This window comes from Ahrensia marina (assembly GCF_001293565.1).
GTDB classification, from domain to species: Bacteria; Pseudomonadota; Alphaproteobacteria; order Rhizobiales; family Rhizobiaceae; genus Ahrensia; species Ahrensia marina.
Genome location: NZ_JXMU01000017.1, coordinates 78,943 through 96,532, shown reverse-complemented (window position 1 = coordinate 96,532; position 17,590 = coordinate 78,943). Strand labels below are relative to the sequence as shown.

Here is a 17,590-nt window from a genome sequence, read left to right as displayed (position 1 = left end):
GCCAGTCCATATCGTCCTCGTTGTTTGGGGAGGATTATGGGGTCAGGGGTGTGGGGGTGGATAAGAATTTTTTATTAATTTTGGTAACTTTTTTATTAACCGCCAGTACCAAATTATAATTAAATGATTTGTCTTAACCTTCTGTTCAGACTGCCTAAATATATTGTTTCATTACAATTTTGTGCGCTTGACGGTGCGCATATCAAACAAAAACAAATTCGAAGAATCGAGATGCTTCGCAAAGGCAAGCCGCCTGTGTGTCATCATCACAGATTTGCAGGAGATTCAATGTCAATTTTAAGCGCTTTTGCGTCAACTGAAAAATCGGTGCTGGAAGCATTAAGTAAATCCCAAGCAATCATTGAGTTCGATCTAAAAGGCAATATTCTTTTTGCCAACGAAAATTTCTGTGCTGCTGTAGGCTATGAGCCCGGCGAAATCATCGGACAACATCATCGCATGTTTGTTGAACCTGCCGAAGCAGGTTCTGAAGGATATAAAGATTTCTGGAAAAAACTGGCTCGCGGCGAATATGATCAGAGACAATATAAGCGTATTGGCAAGGGCGGCAGGGAAATCTGGATTGAAGCGTCCTATAATCCGGTTTTCAAAGCTGGAAAACCATGCAAGGTCGTCAAGATTGCGACCGATATTACAGCGGCGAAACTAAAGGCGGCTGAAGATAGCGGAAAACTTGATGCATTGTCTCGCGCGCAAGCGGTCATCGAGTTTACGCCAACCGGTGAAATATTGACGGCGAATGAAAACTTCCTTGCAACGCTTGATTATAAATTGAGCGAAATTCAGGGGAAGCACCATTCCATGTTTTGCGAAGCCGCGTACTCGAAAAGTAAAGACTATCGGGATTTTTGGAAGGCTTTAGCTTCAGGCGAGTTTATCGCTGAGGAGTTTTTGCGCTTTGGTAAGAATGGGAAAAAAGTCTATATCCAAGCGTCCTATAACCCAATCCTCGACATGGATGGGCGCGTATTTAAGGTCGTAAAATTCGCAACCGATATTACTGATCGCGTCAATAGTGTTGACGCCCTCGCGAAAGGAATTCGGGCGCTGTCTGACGGGGATCTAATGCAAAATATCTCCGAACCGTTTCTGCCTGCTCTCGACAAATTACGCATTGATTTTAACTCTGCGGCGGAAAATTTACGCCACACTATGCAGTCAATCGCTCAAAATGCAGGGACGATTGCCCGCGGTTCAGAAGAAATACGTATTGCTTCTGAAGATCTCGCACAAAGAACAGAAGAGCAGGCTTCTTCGGTAGAAGAGACAGCCTCTTCTTTAGATGAGATGACAGCAACTATTCGCGGCTCGAGCGAGCAAGCGCAACAAGCTGGCGAAATGGTTAAAAAGACCAAAGAAAGCGCGGAGCGCTCCGGAGTCATCGTACGCCAGGCAGTTTCTGCAATGGACAAAATTAAGGTGTCGTCCAGCGAAATCAAAAGTACAATCAGCATGATTGATGAAATTGCGTTTCAAACCAATTTGCTGGCTCTTAATGCCGGTGTGGAGGCAGCCAGAGCGGGTGAAGCCGGAAAGGGTTTCGCAGTTGTAGCTCAAGAAGTAAGAGAGCTTGCACAACGCTCGGCGAAAGCAGCAAAAGAGATCAAGCATTTAATTGATGCTTCCAGTGATCATGTCAAAAACGGCGTGTCCCTGGTTGGAGAAACAGGAAGTGCTTTGGATGAAATTGTCATGCAGGTTCAGCAGGTCACGGAAAACGTTATCTCTATTGTCGAGGCATCAAAAGAGCAGTCTTCGGGGCTGAATGAAATCAACAATGCGGTCAATGTTATCGATAGCAGCACGCAGAAAAATGCAGCTATGGTTGAGCAGTCCAAAACGACTGCTTCCGGATTGGCTAATGACGCTGAAGCAATGTTCCAACTCATTCAGAAGTTCAATATTGGCCACAAGCCGGCTCCACAAACGACCCATCGCACCCCGATTGATATCGAGCCAATGAAGCCAATACCCTCAGCGCCTGAGAAAAAAGCGCAGCCTGTTCTGGCATTCAATGGAAATGCAGCGATTGCAGAGGATAGCTGGGAAGAATTCTAGAAGCGTTATTAGCAGCGCTGCCCTAAGCAATTACGGCAGGGATTTGGCAATTTCTTTTTTTCCTGGAGAGTAAGACCAGCCCGATCGTATTAATCTAAAAACCCGCCTCACATTTCTGTGGGCGGGTTTTTAGTTTGTGTTCTAAAGCTTTCGCCTATCGACGTCGCTGCGCTTGTCTTTCGGTGCAACGACGTCGCGCACTGCGTGCGCTTGTCTTAGGCAGCCAAATCACGCAGCACGGTTTGCAAAATGCCGCCGTTTTTCAGGTAATCGATCTCGTCGGCTGTATCGACGCGGCAGACAAGCGGCAAATCAAAAGTTGAACCATCGCTGCGTGTGACTTTCGCAACCACTTTCTGGCGCGGTTTCACATCGGCCAGGCCTTCGATTGTCACCATTTCATCGCCTTCAAGATCAAGCGATTTCCACGATGTGCCTTCTTCAAACACGAACGGTACAACGCCCATGCCGATAAGGTTTGAACGGTGGATACGCTCATAGCTTTCGGCAATCACGGCTTTCACGCCCAGAAGATTTGTACCTTTTGCGGCCCAGTCACGTGATGAACCGTTGCCATATTCACCGCCGGCGAAGACAACCAAAGGCACGCCTTCCTCGCGGTATTTCATGGCTGCGTCATAGATCGGCATTTCTTCTTTTGACGGGTAGTGGATGGTGAAGCCACCCTCTTTGCCGTTTGCGCCGAGCATATGGTTGCGGATACGGATATTGGCGAATGTGCCGCGCATCATCACTTCATGGTTGCCGCGGCGTGTGCCGTATTGGTTAAAGTCCATCACGCCAACGCCATTGTCCATGAGGTAAGAACCGGCAGGTGACTGTGCTTTGATCGCACCGGCAGGCGAAATGTGGTCGGTGGTGATTTTGTCACCGAACAGACCCATAATGCGCGCGCCTTTGATGTCGTCAATCGAGCCTGCCGATTTTGACATGCCGACGAAATATGGCGGGTTCTGCACATAGGTTGATGTGTCTTCCCACGCATAGGTCTGGCCTTCGGGAATGGTCACAGCCTGCCAGTTTTCATCGCCTTTGAACACATCGGCATATTTGGCCGCGAAGATTTCGCGTGTGACATATTTCTGGATGAATTCCTGGATTTCCTTGTTGGAAGGCCAAATGTCTTTCAGGAATACGTCATTGCCGTCCTTGTCCTGACCGATCGGCTCGGATGTCAGATCGATATTGACTGTACCGGCCAGCGCATAAGCCACAACCAATGGCGGTGAGGCCAGATAGTTGGCCTGAACGTCCGGCGAAATACGGCCCTCAAAGTTACGGTTGCCGGAAAGAACGCCCGATGCAATGAGACCTTTTTCATTGATGGTTTTGGAAATCGGCGCATCAAGCGGACCGGAGTTACCGATACAGGTGGTGCAGCCGAAACCAACAAGGTTAAAGCCGATCTGGTCGAGTTCTTTTTGCAGGCCGGAATTTTCAAGATATTCGGCCACAACCTGTGAGCCCGGTGCCAGCGATGTTTTAACCCAAGGTTTTTGCTTGATGCCAAGCTTGTTGGCATTGCGTGCCAAAAGACCCGCGCCGATCAGAACAGACGGGTTGGAGGTGTTGGTACATGATGTGATCGCTGCGATCGCAACATCACCATTGCCAAGATCAAAGTCTTCGCCTTCAACCGCATAACGCTTGTCAAGTTCGGCTTTGTCCTTCTTGTATTCTGAAACGAACGCATCGCGGTAACCGGCGCCGACATTTTCAAGCGGGATGCGGCCTTCTGGACGTTTCGGACCGGCCATTGACGGCACAACAGAACCGAGGTCAAGTTCAAGTGTGTCGGTAAAGACCGGATCTTCAGAACCGGCTGTGCGGAACATGCCCTGCTCTTTTGCATAGGCTTCGACAAGTTCGATACGGTCTTTGTCGCGGCCGGTGATGTTCAGATAGTTAAGTGTTTCATCGTCAATCGGGAAGAAGCCGCATGTCGCGCCATATTCAGGGCCCATATTGCCGATAGTTGCCGCATCCGCGAGCGTAAGGTGATCAAGACCTTCGCCGTAAAATTCAACAAATTTGCCGACAACGCCCTTCTGGCGCAGCATCTGCACAACGGTCAGCACGAGGTCGGTTGCGGTGACGCCTTCTTTCAATTTGCCTTTCAGTTTGAAGCCGATGACTTCCGGCAAAAGCATGGAGATCGGCTGGCCAAGCATCGCCGCTTCCGCTTCGATACCGCCCACGCCCCAGCCCAGAACGCCAAGGCCGTTGATCATGGTTGTGTGGCTGTCTGTGCCAACGCAAGTGTCCGGATAAGCAATTGTTTCGCCCGAATCTTCCTTGGTCCATACACACTGGCCAAGATATTCAAGGTTCACCTGGTGGCAGATGCCTGTGCCCGGAGGTACAACGCGGAAATTGTTGAACGCCTTCTGGCCCCATTTTAAGAAGCGGTAACGCTCGCCGTTGCGCTCATATTCAAGTTCAACGTTTTTGGCAAAAGCGTTCGGGTTGCCGAATTCATCAACGATCACCGAATGGTCGATCACCAGATCAACCGGTACGAGCGGGTTGATCTTTTGTGCATCGCCGCCAAGCGAAACCATCGCATCGCGCATCGCAGCCAGATCCACCACGGCAGGAACGCCGGTGAAATCCTGCATCAGAACGCGGGCCGGACGGTAGGCAATCTCGTAGCCTTCGGTGCCTTTGTTTTGCAGCCAGCTTGCAACCGCTTCAATGTCTTTTTTGGTAACAGAGCGGTCGTCTTCATTGCGCAGAAGGTTTTCAAGCAGCACTTTCATGGAGAAAGGCAGTTTGGAAATGCCTGTCAGGCCGTTCTTTTCGGCTTCGGCGAGGCTGTAATAGGTGTATTCTTTGCCCGCGACCGTCATTGTTTTGCGGCATTTAAAGCTGTCGATCTTTGACATGGCTCTTTTCCTTCCATTGTTGCGCGCTGCCAATTGGCTGGCATCGGCGCTGAATTCAGTCACTATGGTGCACTGCTTAATCGCAATCTCTGAAAATTTAAAGACATTCTAAAGTCAAAAAGACGATTGCATTGCAAGTTTGACTAAAACTATGTCATTGCTCGGCAAAATTGGAGTGCTTATGCAGCTCATTGCGGAAAATCTGGCGGCCGACCGTGGCGATACGCGCATTTTTGAGGGCGTCAGCTTTAGTTTGCGTGCCGGTGAGGGCATGACGATCACAGGACCTAACGGTGCGGGCAAGTCAACCTTGATGCGTGTTTTGGCCGGATTTTTGCCGCCCAGCGCAGGCAGCGTTAAAATATCTGGCGGACATCTTGCCGAGCACAGCCATTATCTTGGCCCAAACAATGGCATGAAGCCGAATCTTTCCGTGAAAGAGAATCTGCGCTTCTGGCAGGATTATTATGGCGGGGGCGGACGCACGCCGCTGGAAGCGCTTGAAGAGGTCGGCCTTGGCCATGTTCTTGATGTGCCGTTTTCAGATCTTTCCACGGGTCAGAAACGCCGCGTTGCCATTGCTCGCCTGTTCGTGTCACCGCGCTATATCTGGCTTCTGGACGAGCCGACGACGGGGCTGGATAATTCATCGGAACATATGTTCACGCGGCTGATTGTCCGCCATCTTAGAACCGGCGGGCTGGTGATAGCGGCAACGCATCTGTCATTGGGTGTCGATGCCATGAAGAATTTACGCTTTGCGGAGCCAAACAAATGACGGCTTTGCTTATCCGCGATGTTAAACTGGGCCTTCGTGCCGGCGGCGGTGCCCTGATCGGTATCTTGTTCTATCTGGCTGTGGCTGCGGTAACACCGTTTGCGATGGGGCCGGATTTGAACCTGCTTGCGAAAATCGGTCCTGCTATTTTATGGATTGGCGCGCTTCTGGCCTCGCTTTTGGGGCTGGAGCGGCTGTTCCAGATTGACCGCGAGGATGGTTCTCTCGATTTAATGGTGCTCAACCGTCACATCATGCCTTTGTCATTCGCCGTGTTTATCAAATGTGTGGCGCACTGGATAACGACCGGATTGCCGCTGGTTATTGTGACGCCTTTGCTTGGCCTGTTGCTTAATATGGACGGGAAAGCGATTGGTGCCACCGCCTTAACATTGTTGATCGGTACGCCTGCCGTGACATTTATCGGTGCGGTGGGCGCGGCCATTGCTGTTTCGCTGCCGCGCGGCGGATTACTGGTTTCGGTGGTGATTTTGCCGTTTGTGATACCGGTTCTGATTTTTGGCGTGATGGCGACATTCGGCGCTGTGGTCGATGGCGCACCGTTTAAAGCACCGATGCTTTTACTTGCCGCGCTGACGCTGTTTTTTGCGGTTTTAGGACCGTTTGCGGCGGGCTATGCACTTAAAAACGCCGGTGACTAGGCCTTTTTGCCGTTCTCATTTGCCGGTGATTTTATAAAAATAAGCATCTTCAATGGGTTAAATTGGCTCTTAACCTGAGCTTTTTGGGATATTTGATGCAAATTTTACGCGCGAAAATTTGACTCTGCTTCGTCAGTCCCTATCCTAATATGAATTAGAAGATTGCCGGATTAACCGGTATCATTACCTATTGGGAGAATTCTTGAAATGAAAAAATCACTTTTGCCACTTCTCGCGGGCGCCGCGTTTGTAGCATTTTCGGGTTCAGCATCTGCACAGGATGGTGAGTGCGGCGATGTTTCAATTGCGGAGATGAATTGGGCATCTGCTGGTGTGGCCGCACAGGTTGACAAACTCATTCTTGAAAAAGGCTATGGCTGTGATGTCGAGCTTGTAACAGGCGATACAATGCCGACCTTTACGTCAATGAACGAAAAGGGCGAGCCGGACATTGCACCGGAATTGTGGGTGAACGCTGTTAAGATCGCACTCGACAACGCTGTCGAAGAAGGCAAGCTGGTTGTTGCCGCTGAAATTTTGAGCGAAGGCGGCCTAGAAGGCTGGTGGGTTCCCAAAAAGCTAGCTGAAGAAAACAACATTAAAACTGTTGAAGATGCGCTTGCGCGTCCAGATCTTTTCCCAGGCGGTGAAGACGAGGAAAAAGGCGCGATCTACACATGTCCGTCAGGTTGGGCATGTCAGCCGATTACAAACAATATGGCCAAAGCCCGCAACGCTGAAGAAAAAGGCTTTGAAGTGGTCGATCCGGGCTCTGCTGCCGGTCTCGACGGTTCAATTGCCAAAGCTTTTGCGCGCGAAGAAGGCTGGCTCGGCTATTATTGGGCACCAACAGCGATTCTGGGCAAATATGAAATGGTCAAGCTTGAGCGCGAAGTCGAGCATGACGCAGAAGCTTGGGACACATGTATCGTAAAAGAAGACTGTGCGGACCCGCAACCAAATGACTGGCGCCGTTCGGACGTTTTCACAGTTGTGACAAGCGAATTCGCTGAAGAAAATGCTGTTGCGATGGATTACCTGAAATCACGCCAGTGGGACAATGCCACAGTCGGTAAAGTTCTTGCATGGATGGCTGACGAGCAGGGCACCAATGAAGACGGTGCTATCCATTTCATCGAAAACTATGAAGATCTTTGGTCACAATGGGTAAGCCCTGAAGTGGCTGCCAAGATCAAGGGCTAACACCCTTTAATTATAACGGCGCGAGACAGTTTCGCGCCGTTTTCGTATGTATCAACATAACCAAGGGCTGGGTATATGGATTGGTTTGAGTTTCCAGAAATGGAACGAGAGCAACTGCGCGACCTGCGCAAAGGAATTGATGAGGGGTTTCGCGACTTTACACGGGCATATGGCGAAACGATTGAAAACGCGCTTTATCCCGTTGAGTGGTTTCTAAAGCATTTTGAAAACCTGCTGCTGGATACGCCGTGGATTATCGTTCTTCTTGCCTTAAGCGGTATCGTTTATTTTGCCAGCCGCCGACCGTGGCTTACGCTGGGCACATTTTTCGGTATGGCGCTGATCGGCTATTTCGGCATGTGGGAAGATGCGATGAAAACGCTCGCGATGATTTCCACCGCGACCCTTGGTTCTGTGCTCTTAGGTATTCCGCTGGGAATCGGTATGGCAAAGTCAGACCGTGTGCAGACCGTTATGAACCCGATCCTCGACGTCATGCAGACCATGCCGAGCTTTGTTTATCTTATCCCTGTGATCATGCTGTTCGGTATCGGCAAACTGCCCGGTATTATCGCTGTTATCATCTATGCCATTCCGCCGATTATCCGTCTGACCAATCTGGGTATCCGGCTGGTGGACAAGGAAGTGCTTGAGGCGGCCGATGCCTTTGGTTCGACAAGCTGGAAGCGGCTTACCAATGTGCAAATTCCGCTCGCGCTACCAACCATTATGGCCGGTGTTAACCAGACCATTATGATGGCACTGGCTATGGTTGTTGTCGCTGCACTTGTGGGTGCGCCGGGCCTTGGACAACCGGTTCTGAAGGCCATTAACAATCAGTTCCTGTTTATGGGTGTTTCTGCCGGTATGGCCATCGTCATACTCGCCATTATCATCGACCGCGCTTCGCAGGCCTATGGCCAGCGGTTGCAATCGCACCGTGAAAAGGAGCATTGATCCGATGAGTGGTATTCAGATTAAAAACCTCTACAAGATTTTTGGCGATGATCCGGCGATGGCGCTTGATCTTGTTAAAAAAGGAATGGGTAAAGCCGAACTGCAGGACAAGCACAGTCATGTTCTGGGCCTGCAGGACATTAATATTGATATGCCTGATGGCGGTATTCAGGTTGTGATGGGCTTATCTGGTTCAGGTAAATCTACACTTATCCGCCATATCAACCGCTTGATCGAGCCAACGGCCGGTGAGGTGATTGTCGATGGTGTGGACGTTTTGGGCATGTCGCGCGGTGATTTGCGTAAATTCCGCGCCAATAAAACATCGATGGTGTTCCAGAAATTTGCTTTGCTGCCGCACCGCACCGTGCAGTCCAATGTTGAATACGGGCTTGAGGTACAGGGTGTTTCGGCATCGGAACGTCATGCGCGGTCAAAAAAATGGATCGACCGTGTGGGGCTTGGCGGGTTTGAGGAAAATTATCCGTCACAGCTTTCCGGCGGTATGCAGCAGCGTGTTGGTCTGGCTCGTGCGCTGGCAACCGATGCTGAAATCCTGCTGATGGACGAGGCCTTCTCTGCGCTTGACCCGCTGATACGTACAGACATGCAGGACGTGCTTCTTGAACTGCAATCGGAACTTAAAAAGACGATTGTGTTCATTACCCACGATCTGGATGAAGCGCTGCGTATCGGCGACAATATCTGCATCCTGCGCGATGGCGGCATTGTTCAAAAAGGCAATGCGCAGGACATTATCCTGCATCCGGCTGACGATTATATCAAAGATTTTGTCAAAGATATTAACCGGGCGCGGGTACTCCGCATCGATTCGCTCATGTCGGATGATTTGGCCAATGCGGGTACGATGAAGCTTGACCGTGATACAAGGCTGGATGAGGCGGCACGCCAGATGCAGGAAGCGGATGTGACCAAGGCGCAGGTGGTCGACAGTTCTGACAAGGTGATCGGCGCGATTGCGCTCGATGACATTGTTAATTCCATGGTTGAAAAAGTGGAAGTTGAAAGCACGGTCTAATCCGCGCCGCTTTTGTGACTTATATAGCGCTGTCTTCTATTTTAGGAGGCGGCGCTTGTTTTTTTGCCCTTTATTCGTGCAATAGAGCAAATCTGTCAGGCTGGTCGGGGCTGCATCATTGTGCCTCAATTGCCACGTTTAAAAATCACGGATAAAACGGCTCAAAACGTGAGAGAACGGCATGAACAATAAAAACATAAAGAAAGTGGGGGCTTTAACGGCGCTGGCCAACCCTACCCGATTTATGGATCTGTCAGGCAAGCTGTTGCCATGGCTGGCTCTTCTTGCGGCTCTGCTTACCGGAGTGGGGCTTTATCTTGGCTGGCAGGCACCGGAAGATTACCAGCAGGGCATTACCGTGCGCATTATGTATCTTCATGTGCCTGCGGCATGGTTTGCGATGTTCTCCTATACGGTCATGGCGCTGTCGGCGCTTGGCGTTTTGATCTGGCGGCATCCTTTGGCCGATGTGTCGATACGGGCTGCGGCACCGATTGGCGCTGCGTTCACGCTTTTATGTCTGGCGACGGGCTCTCTTTGGGGACGTCCGATGTGGGGCACCTATTGGGTTTGGGATGCGCGGCTGACATCGGTGTTCGTGCTGCTGATTATGTATTTTGGCATTATGGCCTTGCAACGGGCGATGGAGGAACCGGCGCGTTCGGCGCGGCCTGTCGCCATCCTTGTTTTGGTCGGCTATATCAATATTCCGATCATCAAGTTTTCGGTCGATTTCTGGAACACATTGCATCAGCCGGCATCGGTCATACGTCTCGACGGGCCAACGATCCATCCGTCAATGCTCTGGCCTTTGCTTGTCGTTGCGGTTGGTTTTACATTTATGTTTCTGGCAATGCATATGGCTGCGATGCGTAATGAAGTGCGGCGGCGCCGCGCGGCAAGTCTGCGCAAGGCAGGCGCGCGCGGCAAATCATCAGCACCGGCAACAGCGGTTCTTGAAGGGTAGAAAATGTCTGAGCATGAAATTTTTGTTTATGCCAGTTACGGGCTTGGCGCGCTGATTTTAACCGCGCTGGTTTTATGGCTCTGGATTGACCGCAATATGACGGTCAAAGAGCTTGCCCGTCTTGAAGAGATGGGCGTGCGCAGGCGTTCGCAAACACAAGATGAGCAGGCGTGAGCTTTGAGCGAAACAGTTGAAAAAAAACCGCGTTCGGCATGGTCCGTCTATGTGCCGGCAATTGCGTTCTTCATTCTTGCGGGTGTTTTTGCCTTGATGCTGACGCAAGAAGGGCGTGATGTCTCGGCTTTGCCTTCAGCGCTTATCGGCCGCGATGCGCCGCAAACCATATTGCCGCCGCTCGAAGGGCTTAAAGATGCAGGCGGCGCGCAAATTGCCGGTTTTGATCCGGCCGTCTTTGCAGGCAATATCACGCTTGTGAATGTGTGGGCATCATGGTGCGCGCCGTGCCGCGAGGAACATCCCTATCTCAGCGCTCTGTCAGGCGATCCGCGTGTGCAACTGATGGGATTGAACTACAAAGACAAGACGGAAAACGCCTTACGCTTTTTGGGCAGTCTGGGAAATCCGTATGATTTTATCGGCGTGGATGATTCCGGCCGCGCCGCGATTGACTGGGGCGTTTACGGGGTGCCGGAAACATTCCTTGTCGGGCAGGACGGCAAGATCAAATACAAATTTACCGGCCCGCTAACACCTGAAGCGATCGAAAAGCAGCTCATGCCGGAGATTGAGAAACTGGCGGCGAATTAGGGTTTGGACCTTAAGTCTTTAAAACCAGAACAATATCCATCACATTGGTGCCGGTGGGGCCAGTTGTCAGCGATGCGCCGCGTTCGTTCAAATAAGTGCCCGCATCAGCCGTCCTCAGATAGCGCGCCGTATCATCACCGGCTTTCACGGTTGATCCGTCAATGATAGCGCCTGCTTCAGCGGTCGGCCCGTCAGTGCCATCGGTACCGGCGATCAGGATATGCAAATCATCACGTGTTTTGATTTTATCGGCGAGCAATAGCGCTAAATGCTGATTGCGTCCGCCGCGGCCCGGATTGTCGGGCAGTTCGACCGTCGGCTCGCCGCCAAAAATGTAAAGGCCCACCGGACCGTTTTGAAATTCATCCAAAAGCTTTGGTGCTATGTCTTCGGCGTGGCCGTAAAGACATTCTTCGTTGCGCTGAACGTCAATGTTTTTGTCCTGCGCTGCCTTTTCAATGGTTTGGCGTGCCACCGCATTGGACGCGGCGATTTTGATTTCGATATGGTTGCCGCTGCCATGATAAGCGCCGATACCCGAAGCGATAACATCAATGCTGTCGCCTTCCACATCGGAAATGGCAATCACATGGGCAGATTTGCCTTTAAATGCGTCAAGCAAGCGCCCGCCCTTAATGCGGGAGATTTTACGGCGTTCGGCATTGATCTCGCCAATGCTCAAACCGTCTGCCAGAAATCCTTTATTGAGCGCTTTGAGACTATCAAGCGTCTGGCCTTCTTCCAGCACTTCAACCAGTGCCGATGCGCCGCCTGAAACCAGAAGCAGGAGGTTTTGGTCCGCCGCCATATTCTGCACCGCTTCAAGCACGCGCGCGCCGCCGGTCAGGGAATTTTGATCGGGAACCGGATGGCCCGCTTCGATGATTTCGCAATTGGAAAGCGCGGCAAGTTCGTCGCGTGTATGATCATATTTGGTCACAACAAGTGTGGGAATTTGTGTTGCGAAATGTTTCCGTGCGCCCAGTGCCATGTCGCCTGCGGCCTTGCCAACGGCGATAATCATATCGGGCGGCGTGATGGTGCTATCTGACAACGATGCTGTCACCGCACTGAAACCGCGCACGGCGTCGACACCCTGCCACCATAGTTCTTCCAGCATAGCGGCGGGGTTATCTGTCATTACTGGCTTTCAGACTTTTCGATTGCATGGCGGTTTATCAGCGGAAACTGGAAAGCCATAAAGATAATCGTAATGGGAAAGTTGCCCCAAACCTTGAAAGCCACCCAGAAATCATCGGCCGTTTTGCCTTCGCCGTAATAGGCATTGGAACCGCGCCAGATAATTTCATTGAGTATCGCCATGCCAAAGAAAAACAGCGCCCACCGGATTGTCAAAAGATACCAGCCTTTTTCATCCAGTTCAAAAGCAGCGCCGAGCACATATTTGAGCAGTGGCTTTTTAAAAATCAGGCCGCCGATCAATGTCAGACCGAACAGGGAGTTGATGATTGTCGGCTTTAATTTGATGAACAGTTCATCGTTCAAATAAAGCGTTAGCGCGCCGAAAATAAAAATGACGACACCTGATACGACAGGCATTAGCGGCAATGCGCGTGTTAAAAGCCAAGAAGCGATGAGCGCCAACGCCGTCGCGGCCATAAAAAAGGCGGTTGCGACAAACAGCGGGCCGCCAAGACCGGCCAGTGCAGGAAATGCGGATGCGAGTTGTTCAGCGCGGCTATTGGCAATAAAGAAAACGATCAACGGCCCCATTTCAAGCGCCAGCTTAAGGCCGGGATGGATTTCTTTTTTGCTTTCGGAAAGCTCTTTCATTTATTTTTCTTCTTCTTCCATGTTTGCGGTGCCGACAATTGCAGAGGCAAAATCATCGGCGCTGAACGGTTCAAGATCATCAACGCCCTCGCCAACGCCGATGAAATAGACCGGTAATTTAAATTTGGCAGCAATCGCGACCAATATGCCGCCGCGCGCTGTACCGTCGAGTTTGGTCATCACCAGACCGTTGACCCCGGCGACATTGCGGAAAATATCAACCTGGGAAAGTGCGTTCTGGCCGGTGGTCGCATCCAGTGTTTGCAGCACGGTGTGGGGCGCTTCGGGGTCATGCTTTTGCAAGACGCGCACGATCTTGGCCAGTTCGTCCATCAGTTCGGTTTTGTTTTGCAGGCGTCCTGCGGTGTCGATGATCACGACATCCGACCCGTTGTCGCGCGCGGTCTCATAGGCACCATAGGCAAGCCCTGCGGCATCGGCGCCAAGCTTTGTGCCGACAAATTGCGAGCCGGTTCTGTCCGCCCAGATTTTAAGCTGTTCAATGGCGGCGGCGCGGAATGTGTCGCCCGCACCCAGGGTTACTTTCAGGCCCGCATCACGCAGCTTTGCGGCCAGCTTGCCGATGGTCGTGGTCTTGCCGGTGCCGTTGACCCCAACCACCAAAATAACATGCGGCTTATGGGAAAGATCAAGCTCTAGAGGCTGGGCAACAGGGCCAAGCACATTGGTGATTTCCGCGCCCATGACTTTGCGCACTTCATCGGTGGAAATATCCTTGCCGTAGCGGCCGGAAGAAAGCGTATCGGTAATACGCATTGCGGTTTCAATGCCAAGATCGGCCTGAATAAGCACATCTTCCAAATCCTGCAATGTGTCTTCATCAAGCTTGCGCTTGGTGAAAATGCCGGAAATGGAATCGGTAAGCTGTTTGGAAGAGCGTGACAGCCCTGATGTCAGACGGGCAATCCAGCCCTTGTTTTCAGGTTCGGGGTCCGGCTCGGCGGGCGCGGGTTTTGCATCGCCAATGGTGACGCTGCCGGATTTGCTGGTCGTGGGCGGCGGCGCATCAACATCAATGGGCGGCTCAACAGCTTTGCTTGCCGGTGCCGGTGTTTCTTCCTCGCGTACAGGTTCGGGTGCTGTCTCCGGCGTTGGCTGGAAAACACCATCGGGCGCAAATGCCTCATCATCTGTGGATGCGGCTTTATTGTCTGTTGTTTCAGGCTTGCCAGCGGCAGCGCTTGAGTCATTTTTCTCTGGCTCTGGCTCTGGCTCTGGCTCTGGCTCAACCATGGCCGCAGGCATTTTTGAAGCGCTGTCGGGTGCCTGATCTACAGCCGGTTCGTCCGGTTTTTGCTCTTCTTCAGAGCCTTCTGTTTCAGCCGGCTGTTCCTCGACTGTCTTCTTGCCGAAGGAAAATACTTTTTTGATAAAGCCGAATGCCATTCATTTAATTCCTATTGCGCGGCGACAGGCGCTTCATGGCACCCGATCAGGCGCTCACCATCATTGTTTAATATCTGAACTGTTGCGATTGCACCAGCGCGGGCGGGCGATCCTTCAATGCTGACCGGCGTAAAATCCTGCGTGCGTCCGATACCGTCTTTTTCAAACAGGACTGTTTGCACGGTGCCGTTAAATTTTTCCAAATGCTGCTGCCATGCGCTGGCAGCCTTGGCACGCAGGCGGGCGGCACGGTCTTTAATCAAAGCGCGGTCAAGCTGCGGCATTTTTGCGGCAGGGGTGCCTTCGCGCGGTGAAAACGGAAAAGCGTGGACACGCGCAAGGCCGCAATCATCGATGATGGATATTGCGTTTTCGAACATGGCTTCGGTTTCGGTTGGAAAACCGGCAATGATGTCCGCGCCAAAGGACGCATCGGGACGCAAATCACGCACGGTCCGGCAAAATTCGATAGAATGTTCGCGCAAATGGCGCCGTTTCATGCGCTTTAAAATCATATCATCGCCATGTTGCAGCGACAGATGAAAATGCGGCATCAGGCGCTGCTCGGATGCGATGGCATCGAACAAAGCCTCATCGGCTTCGATGGAATCAATTGATGACAGACGCAAACGCTCAAGCGAGGGCACTTGCGCCAGAATTTTCTGCACCAGAACGCCAAGCGACGGTTTGCCGGGCAAGTCCGGCCCGAAGCTCGTCAAGTCGACGCCGGTGAGTACGATTTCCGAATAGCCATTGTCTGTCAGCCGTGTGACCTGATCGATAATGCCGCCAATGGGCACGGAGCGTGACTGGCCGCGGCCATAGGGAATGATGCAGAATGTGCAGCGATGGTCGCAGCCATTTTGCACCTGAACAAATGCACGGGTGCGCCCTTCAATTGAATCAACCATATGCGGCGCGTTTTCAGTGACCTCAAAGATGTCATTCACGCGCACTTTTTCAAACTGGTTGACGCCAAATTCAGGCAGGGCACGATAAGAAGACGCTTTGAGCTTATCCTCATTGCCGATAACCAGATCGACCTCGTCCATATCGCCGAAATCATCAGGATTGATCTGCGCGGCGCAGCCGGTCACGATGATACGCGCATCTGGCTGTTCGCGGCGGGCACGGCGGATTGACTGTTTGGCCTGTCGCACAGCTTCGCCGGTGACAGCGCAGGTGTTGATAATGACGGCACCGCCTTCAAGCTGGTCCAACCCTGCGGCTTCGGCCTCGCGCTTAACCACCTCGCCCTCATAAGCGTTCAGGCGGCAGCCAAATGTAAGTGTTTTAATTGCCATGTGTTTCGCGGTTTAGTTTACAGCGCCTTATGAAGCAGTTGCGCACCGTATGCCAGCCATCATTTCGATATGCAAATCAGGCGTGCTGCTTGCAAGCCCTAGCCTTTTGCAGTCATGGTAGTTCGGGGCTTAATTGAGAGGGATATAATGCGTTTTTTGACAATTTCCATGATCTGTCTGGGCAGTGTATTTTCATATGGAGCATTCGCATCGCCGCAACCGGCCTTTGAATGTAAAGGTGCGGGCGAGAATTACGAGTTTATCTATGCGATTGATGATGAGCGCTATGCGCTGACGGGTTATCCGGAGAGCGAGGATGAATATCTTAACCTGGAAACCGCCAGCGGCGGAGGCGCGCTTTTTATCGGTAATAAAGTACGCTTTTTCGAAGCATCACAGGACAGCGGTTTGAATTCAAATATTCAAATCATTGCTACTGATGAGAGTATTGCGTGCAAATCTACAAAGGTGGCATCCAATATTGACGGTGCAGGCGACAAGGGCTGGGTTGCTGGTATGGCGCTGGAAACAATTGTGCGCGAAGGGCCAAGCGTAGATGTCAAGCGGATCGACAAGCTACCGCTTAAAGAGCCTGTTGCGATCCTGCGTAATGAAGGTCAACCGTACCAAGGGCATCCGTGGTTCCTGATAGAATATAGCGAAGGACTGCGCGGCTATGCGTGGGGCGGCACGCTTTGCAGTGAGGGGCGGATGATTGAGGGTGTCGCGGTCGCCTGCGCGGATGTGCAGTGATTACGCGTCCTCGATGACCCGCAGCCATTTGCCGGTTTCAGCATCAAGCTTACCGGCAAATTCCCATTCAGTAGGGCCGGTCATGATGACATGGCCGTCCTCGCGCCACTGGATAAACAGATCGCCGCCCGGCACTGTGATTTTGACATTGCGGTCTGTCAGCTTTTTACGCACAGCGCACACAGCCGTTGCACAGGCGGCAGAACCGCAGGCTTGCGTTAAACCGACACCGCGCTCCCATGTGCGGATGATGATGTGGTCATTGCTCTGTACCTGCGCGATTGAAATATTGGCGCGCTGGGGAAAGATCGGATGGTTTTCCAGCAAGGGGCCGAATTTGTCCAGATCGTAGGACCAGACATCATTTTTTACCCAGAAAACGGCATGGGGATTGCCCATATTGGCAACCGAAGGCGTGTGCAGTACCGGCGCATCAATCGGGCCGATTTGCAGTTCAATGCCGGTTGTGTCGCCAAATTCCTCTTCCAGCGGGATTTGGTCCCAGCGGAAGCGCGGCATGCCCATATCAACCGAGACCATGCCGTTTTCACCTTCATCGGCATTTAAAATACCGCCCAGCGTTTCGAAGGTGAATTGAGTGCGGCCGGTTTCGGCGGAAAGCGCGCTGACAACGCAGCGCGTTCCGTTGCCGCAAGCCTCGGCTTCAGAGCCGTCATTGTTTAAAATCATGACATAAGCATCGGTGCCGTCCGACTTTGGATCATGGATCGCCATGATCTGGTCAAAGCCGGTGTCGGTTTGTGCATTCAACTCGACGGCAGCCTGCGGCGTGATTTTATCTTCACGCCCGCGCATATCGGCAACAATGATCTTGTTGCCGAGTCCGTTCATTTTCGCAAAATTGACGTCAACTGCCATGATAGCGTCCGCTGATTAGATTGAACTCTATATGAGCGAACGCCGATAAAATTTAAAGTGTTTTGTCTTGCTTAAGCGCGTTTACGGCCGGTGA

16 protein-coding genes are annotated in these 17,590 nt (G+C 51.9%); 10 read left to right on the top strand and 6 right to left on the bottom strand.

Annotated elements, in window-relative coordinates:
- Positions 1–288: 288 nt before the first annotated feature.
- A complete protein-coding gene (locus SU32_RS12290; protein ID WP_053999667.1) occupies positions 289–2,079 on the top strand; it encodes a methyl-accepting chemotaxis protein in 1,791 nt (596 codons plus the stop codon).
- A 215-nt stretch (positions 2,080–2,294) separates the two neighbouring features.
- Here SU32_RS12290 and acnA read toward each other — a convergent pair whose 3' ends face one another.
- On the bottom strand, positions 2,295–4,985 hold the full coding sequence (gene acnA / locus SU32_RS12285) for an aconitate hydratase AcnA (RefSeq protein WP_053999666.1): 2,691 nt from the start codon (positions 4,983–4,985) through the stop codon (positions 2,295–2,297).
- Positions 4,986–5,166: 181 nt separating this feature from the next.
- On the opposite strand from acnA, the gene ccmA reads away from it, so the two are divergent.
- The 8 genes from ccmA (at position 5,167) to SU32_RS12250 (ending at position 11,359) form a co-directional block, all read left to right on the top strand.
- Positions 5,167–5,763, top strand: a complete 597-nt coding sequence (ccmA, locus tag SU32_RS12280) for a heme ABC exporter ATP-binding protein CcmA (protein WP_053999677.1) — start codon at positions 5,167–5,169, stop codon at positions 5,761–5,763.
- On the top strand, positions 5,760–6,425 hold the full coding sequence (gene ccmB / locus SU32_RS12275) for a heme exporter protein CcmB (protein ID WP_053999665.1): 666 nt from the start codon (positions 5,760–5,762) through the stop codon (positions 6,423–6,425). Before ccmA ends, ccmB begins: the two co-directional genes overlap by 4 nt.
- 207 nt (positions 6,426–6,632) lie before the next feature.
- A complete protein-coding gene (locus SU32_RS12270; protein ID WP_053999664.1) occupies positions 6,633–7,628 on the top strand; it encodes an ABC transporter substrate-binding protein in 996 nt (331 codons plus the stop codon).
- 75 nt (positions 7,629–7,703) lie between these two features.
- Entirely contained in the window at positions 7,704–8,585 is an 882-nt protein-coding gene (locus tag SU32_RS12265) for an ABC transporter permease (RefSeq protein ID WP_053999663.1), read from the top strand.
- A 4-nt stretch (positions 8,586–8,589) separates the two neighbouring features.
- Positions 8,590–9,624, top strand: coding sequence for a quaternary amine ABC transporter ATP-binding protein (locus tag SU32_RS12260; RefSeq protein WP_053999662.1), 1,035 nt, complete (start codon positions 8,590–8,592; stop codon positions 9,622–9,624).
- 181 nt (positions 9,625–9,805) lie between these two features.
- Complete coding sequence (locus tag SU32_RS12255; RefSeq protein ID WP_053999661.1) at positions 9,806–10,591, top strand: heme ABC transporter permease; 786 nt, start codon at positions 9,806–9,808, stop codon at positions 10,589–10,591.
- A 3-nt stretch (positions 10,592–10,594) separates the two neighbouring features.
- Positions 10,595–10,765, top strand: a complete 171-nt coding sequence (gene ccmD / locus SU32_RS17130; protein WP_082376699.1) for a heme exporter protein CcmD — start codon at positions 10,595–10,597, stop codon at positions 10,763–10,765.
- A 3-nt stretch (positions 10,766–10,768) separates the two neighbouring features.
- The gene (locus SU32_RS12250) at positions 10,769–11,359 is read left to right on the top strand and encodes a DsbE family thiol:disulfide interchange protein (protein WP_053999660.1); all 591 of its coding nucleotides are present in this window, start codon (positions 10,769–10,771) and stop codon (positions 11,357–11,359) included.
- A 10-nt stretch (positions 11,360–11,369) separates the two neighbouring features.
- Here SU32_RS12250 and SU32_RS12245 read toward each other — a convergent pair whose 3' ends face one another.
- From SU32_RS12245 to mtaB, 4 genes are read right to left on the bottom strand one after another with little or no spacing between them, the layout of a single operon-like run.
- On the bottom strand, positions 11,370–12,500 hold the full coding sequence (locus tag SU32_RS12245) for a glycerate kinase type-2 family protein (RefSeq protein ID WP_211097760.1): 1,131 nt from the start codon (positions 12,498–12,500) through the stop codon (positions 11,370–11,372).
- Positions 12,500–13,153, bottom strand: coding sequence for a septation protein A (locus SU32_RS12240; RefSeq protein ID WP_053999659.1), 654 nt, complete (start codon positions 13,151–13,153; stop codon positions 12,500–12,502). The genes SU32_RS12245 and SU32_RS12240 overlap by 1 nt, the downstream gene beginning before the upstream one ends.
- Entirely contained in the window at positions 13,154–14,560 is a 1,407-nt protein-coding gene (ftsY, locus tag SU32_RS12235) for a signal recognition particle-docking protein FtsY (RefSeq protein ID WP_053999658.1), read from the bottom strand. It lies immediately after the preceding gene.
- An 11-nt stretch (positions 14,561–14,571) separates the two neighbouring features.
- On the bottom strand, positions 14,572–15,864 hold the full coding sequence (gene mtaB, locus SU32_RS12230) for a tRNA (N(6)-L-threonylcarbamoyladenosine(37)-C(2))-methylthiotransferase MtaB (protein WP_053999657.1): 1,293 nt from the start codon (positions 15,862–15,864) through the stop codon (positions 14,572–14,574).
- A 147-nt stretch (positions 15,865–16,011) separates the two neighbouring features.
- On the opposite strand from mtaB, the gene SU32_RS12225 reads away from it, so the two are divergent.
- Positions 16,012–16,617 carry an SH3 domain-containing protein gene (locus SU32_RS12225; protein WP_053999656.1) on the top strand — a complete coding sequence of 202 codons (606 nt, stop codon included), beginning with the start codon at positions 16,012–16,014 and terminating at the stop codon, positions 16,615–16,617.
- Here the strand turns inward: SU32_RS12225 and dapF are convergent, their stop codons facing one another.
- Positions 16,618–17,496, bottom strand: coding sequence for a diaminopimelate epimerase (dapF, locus tag SU32_RS12220; protein WP_053999655.1), 879 nt, complete (start codon positions 17,494–17,496; stop codon positions 16,618–16,620).
- Positions 17,497–17,590 lie beyond the last annotated feature (94 nt).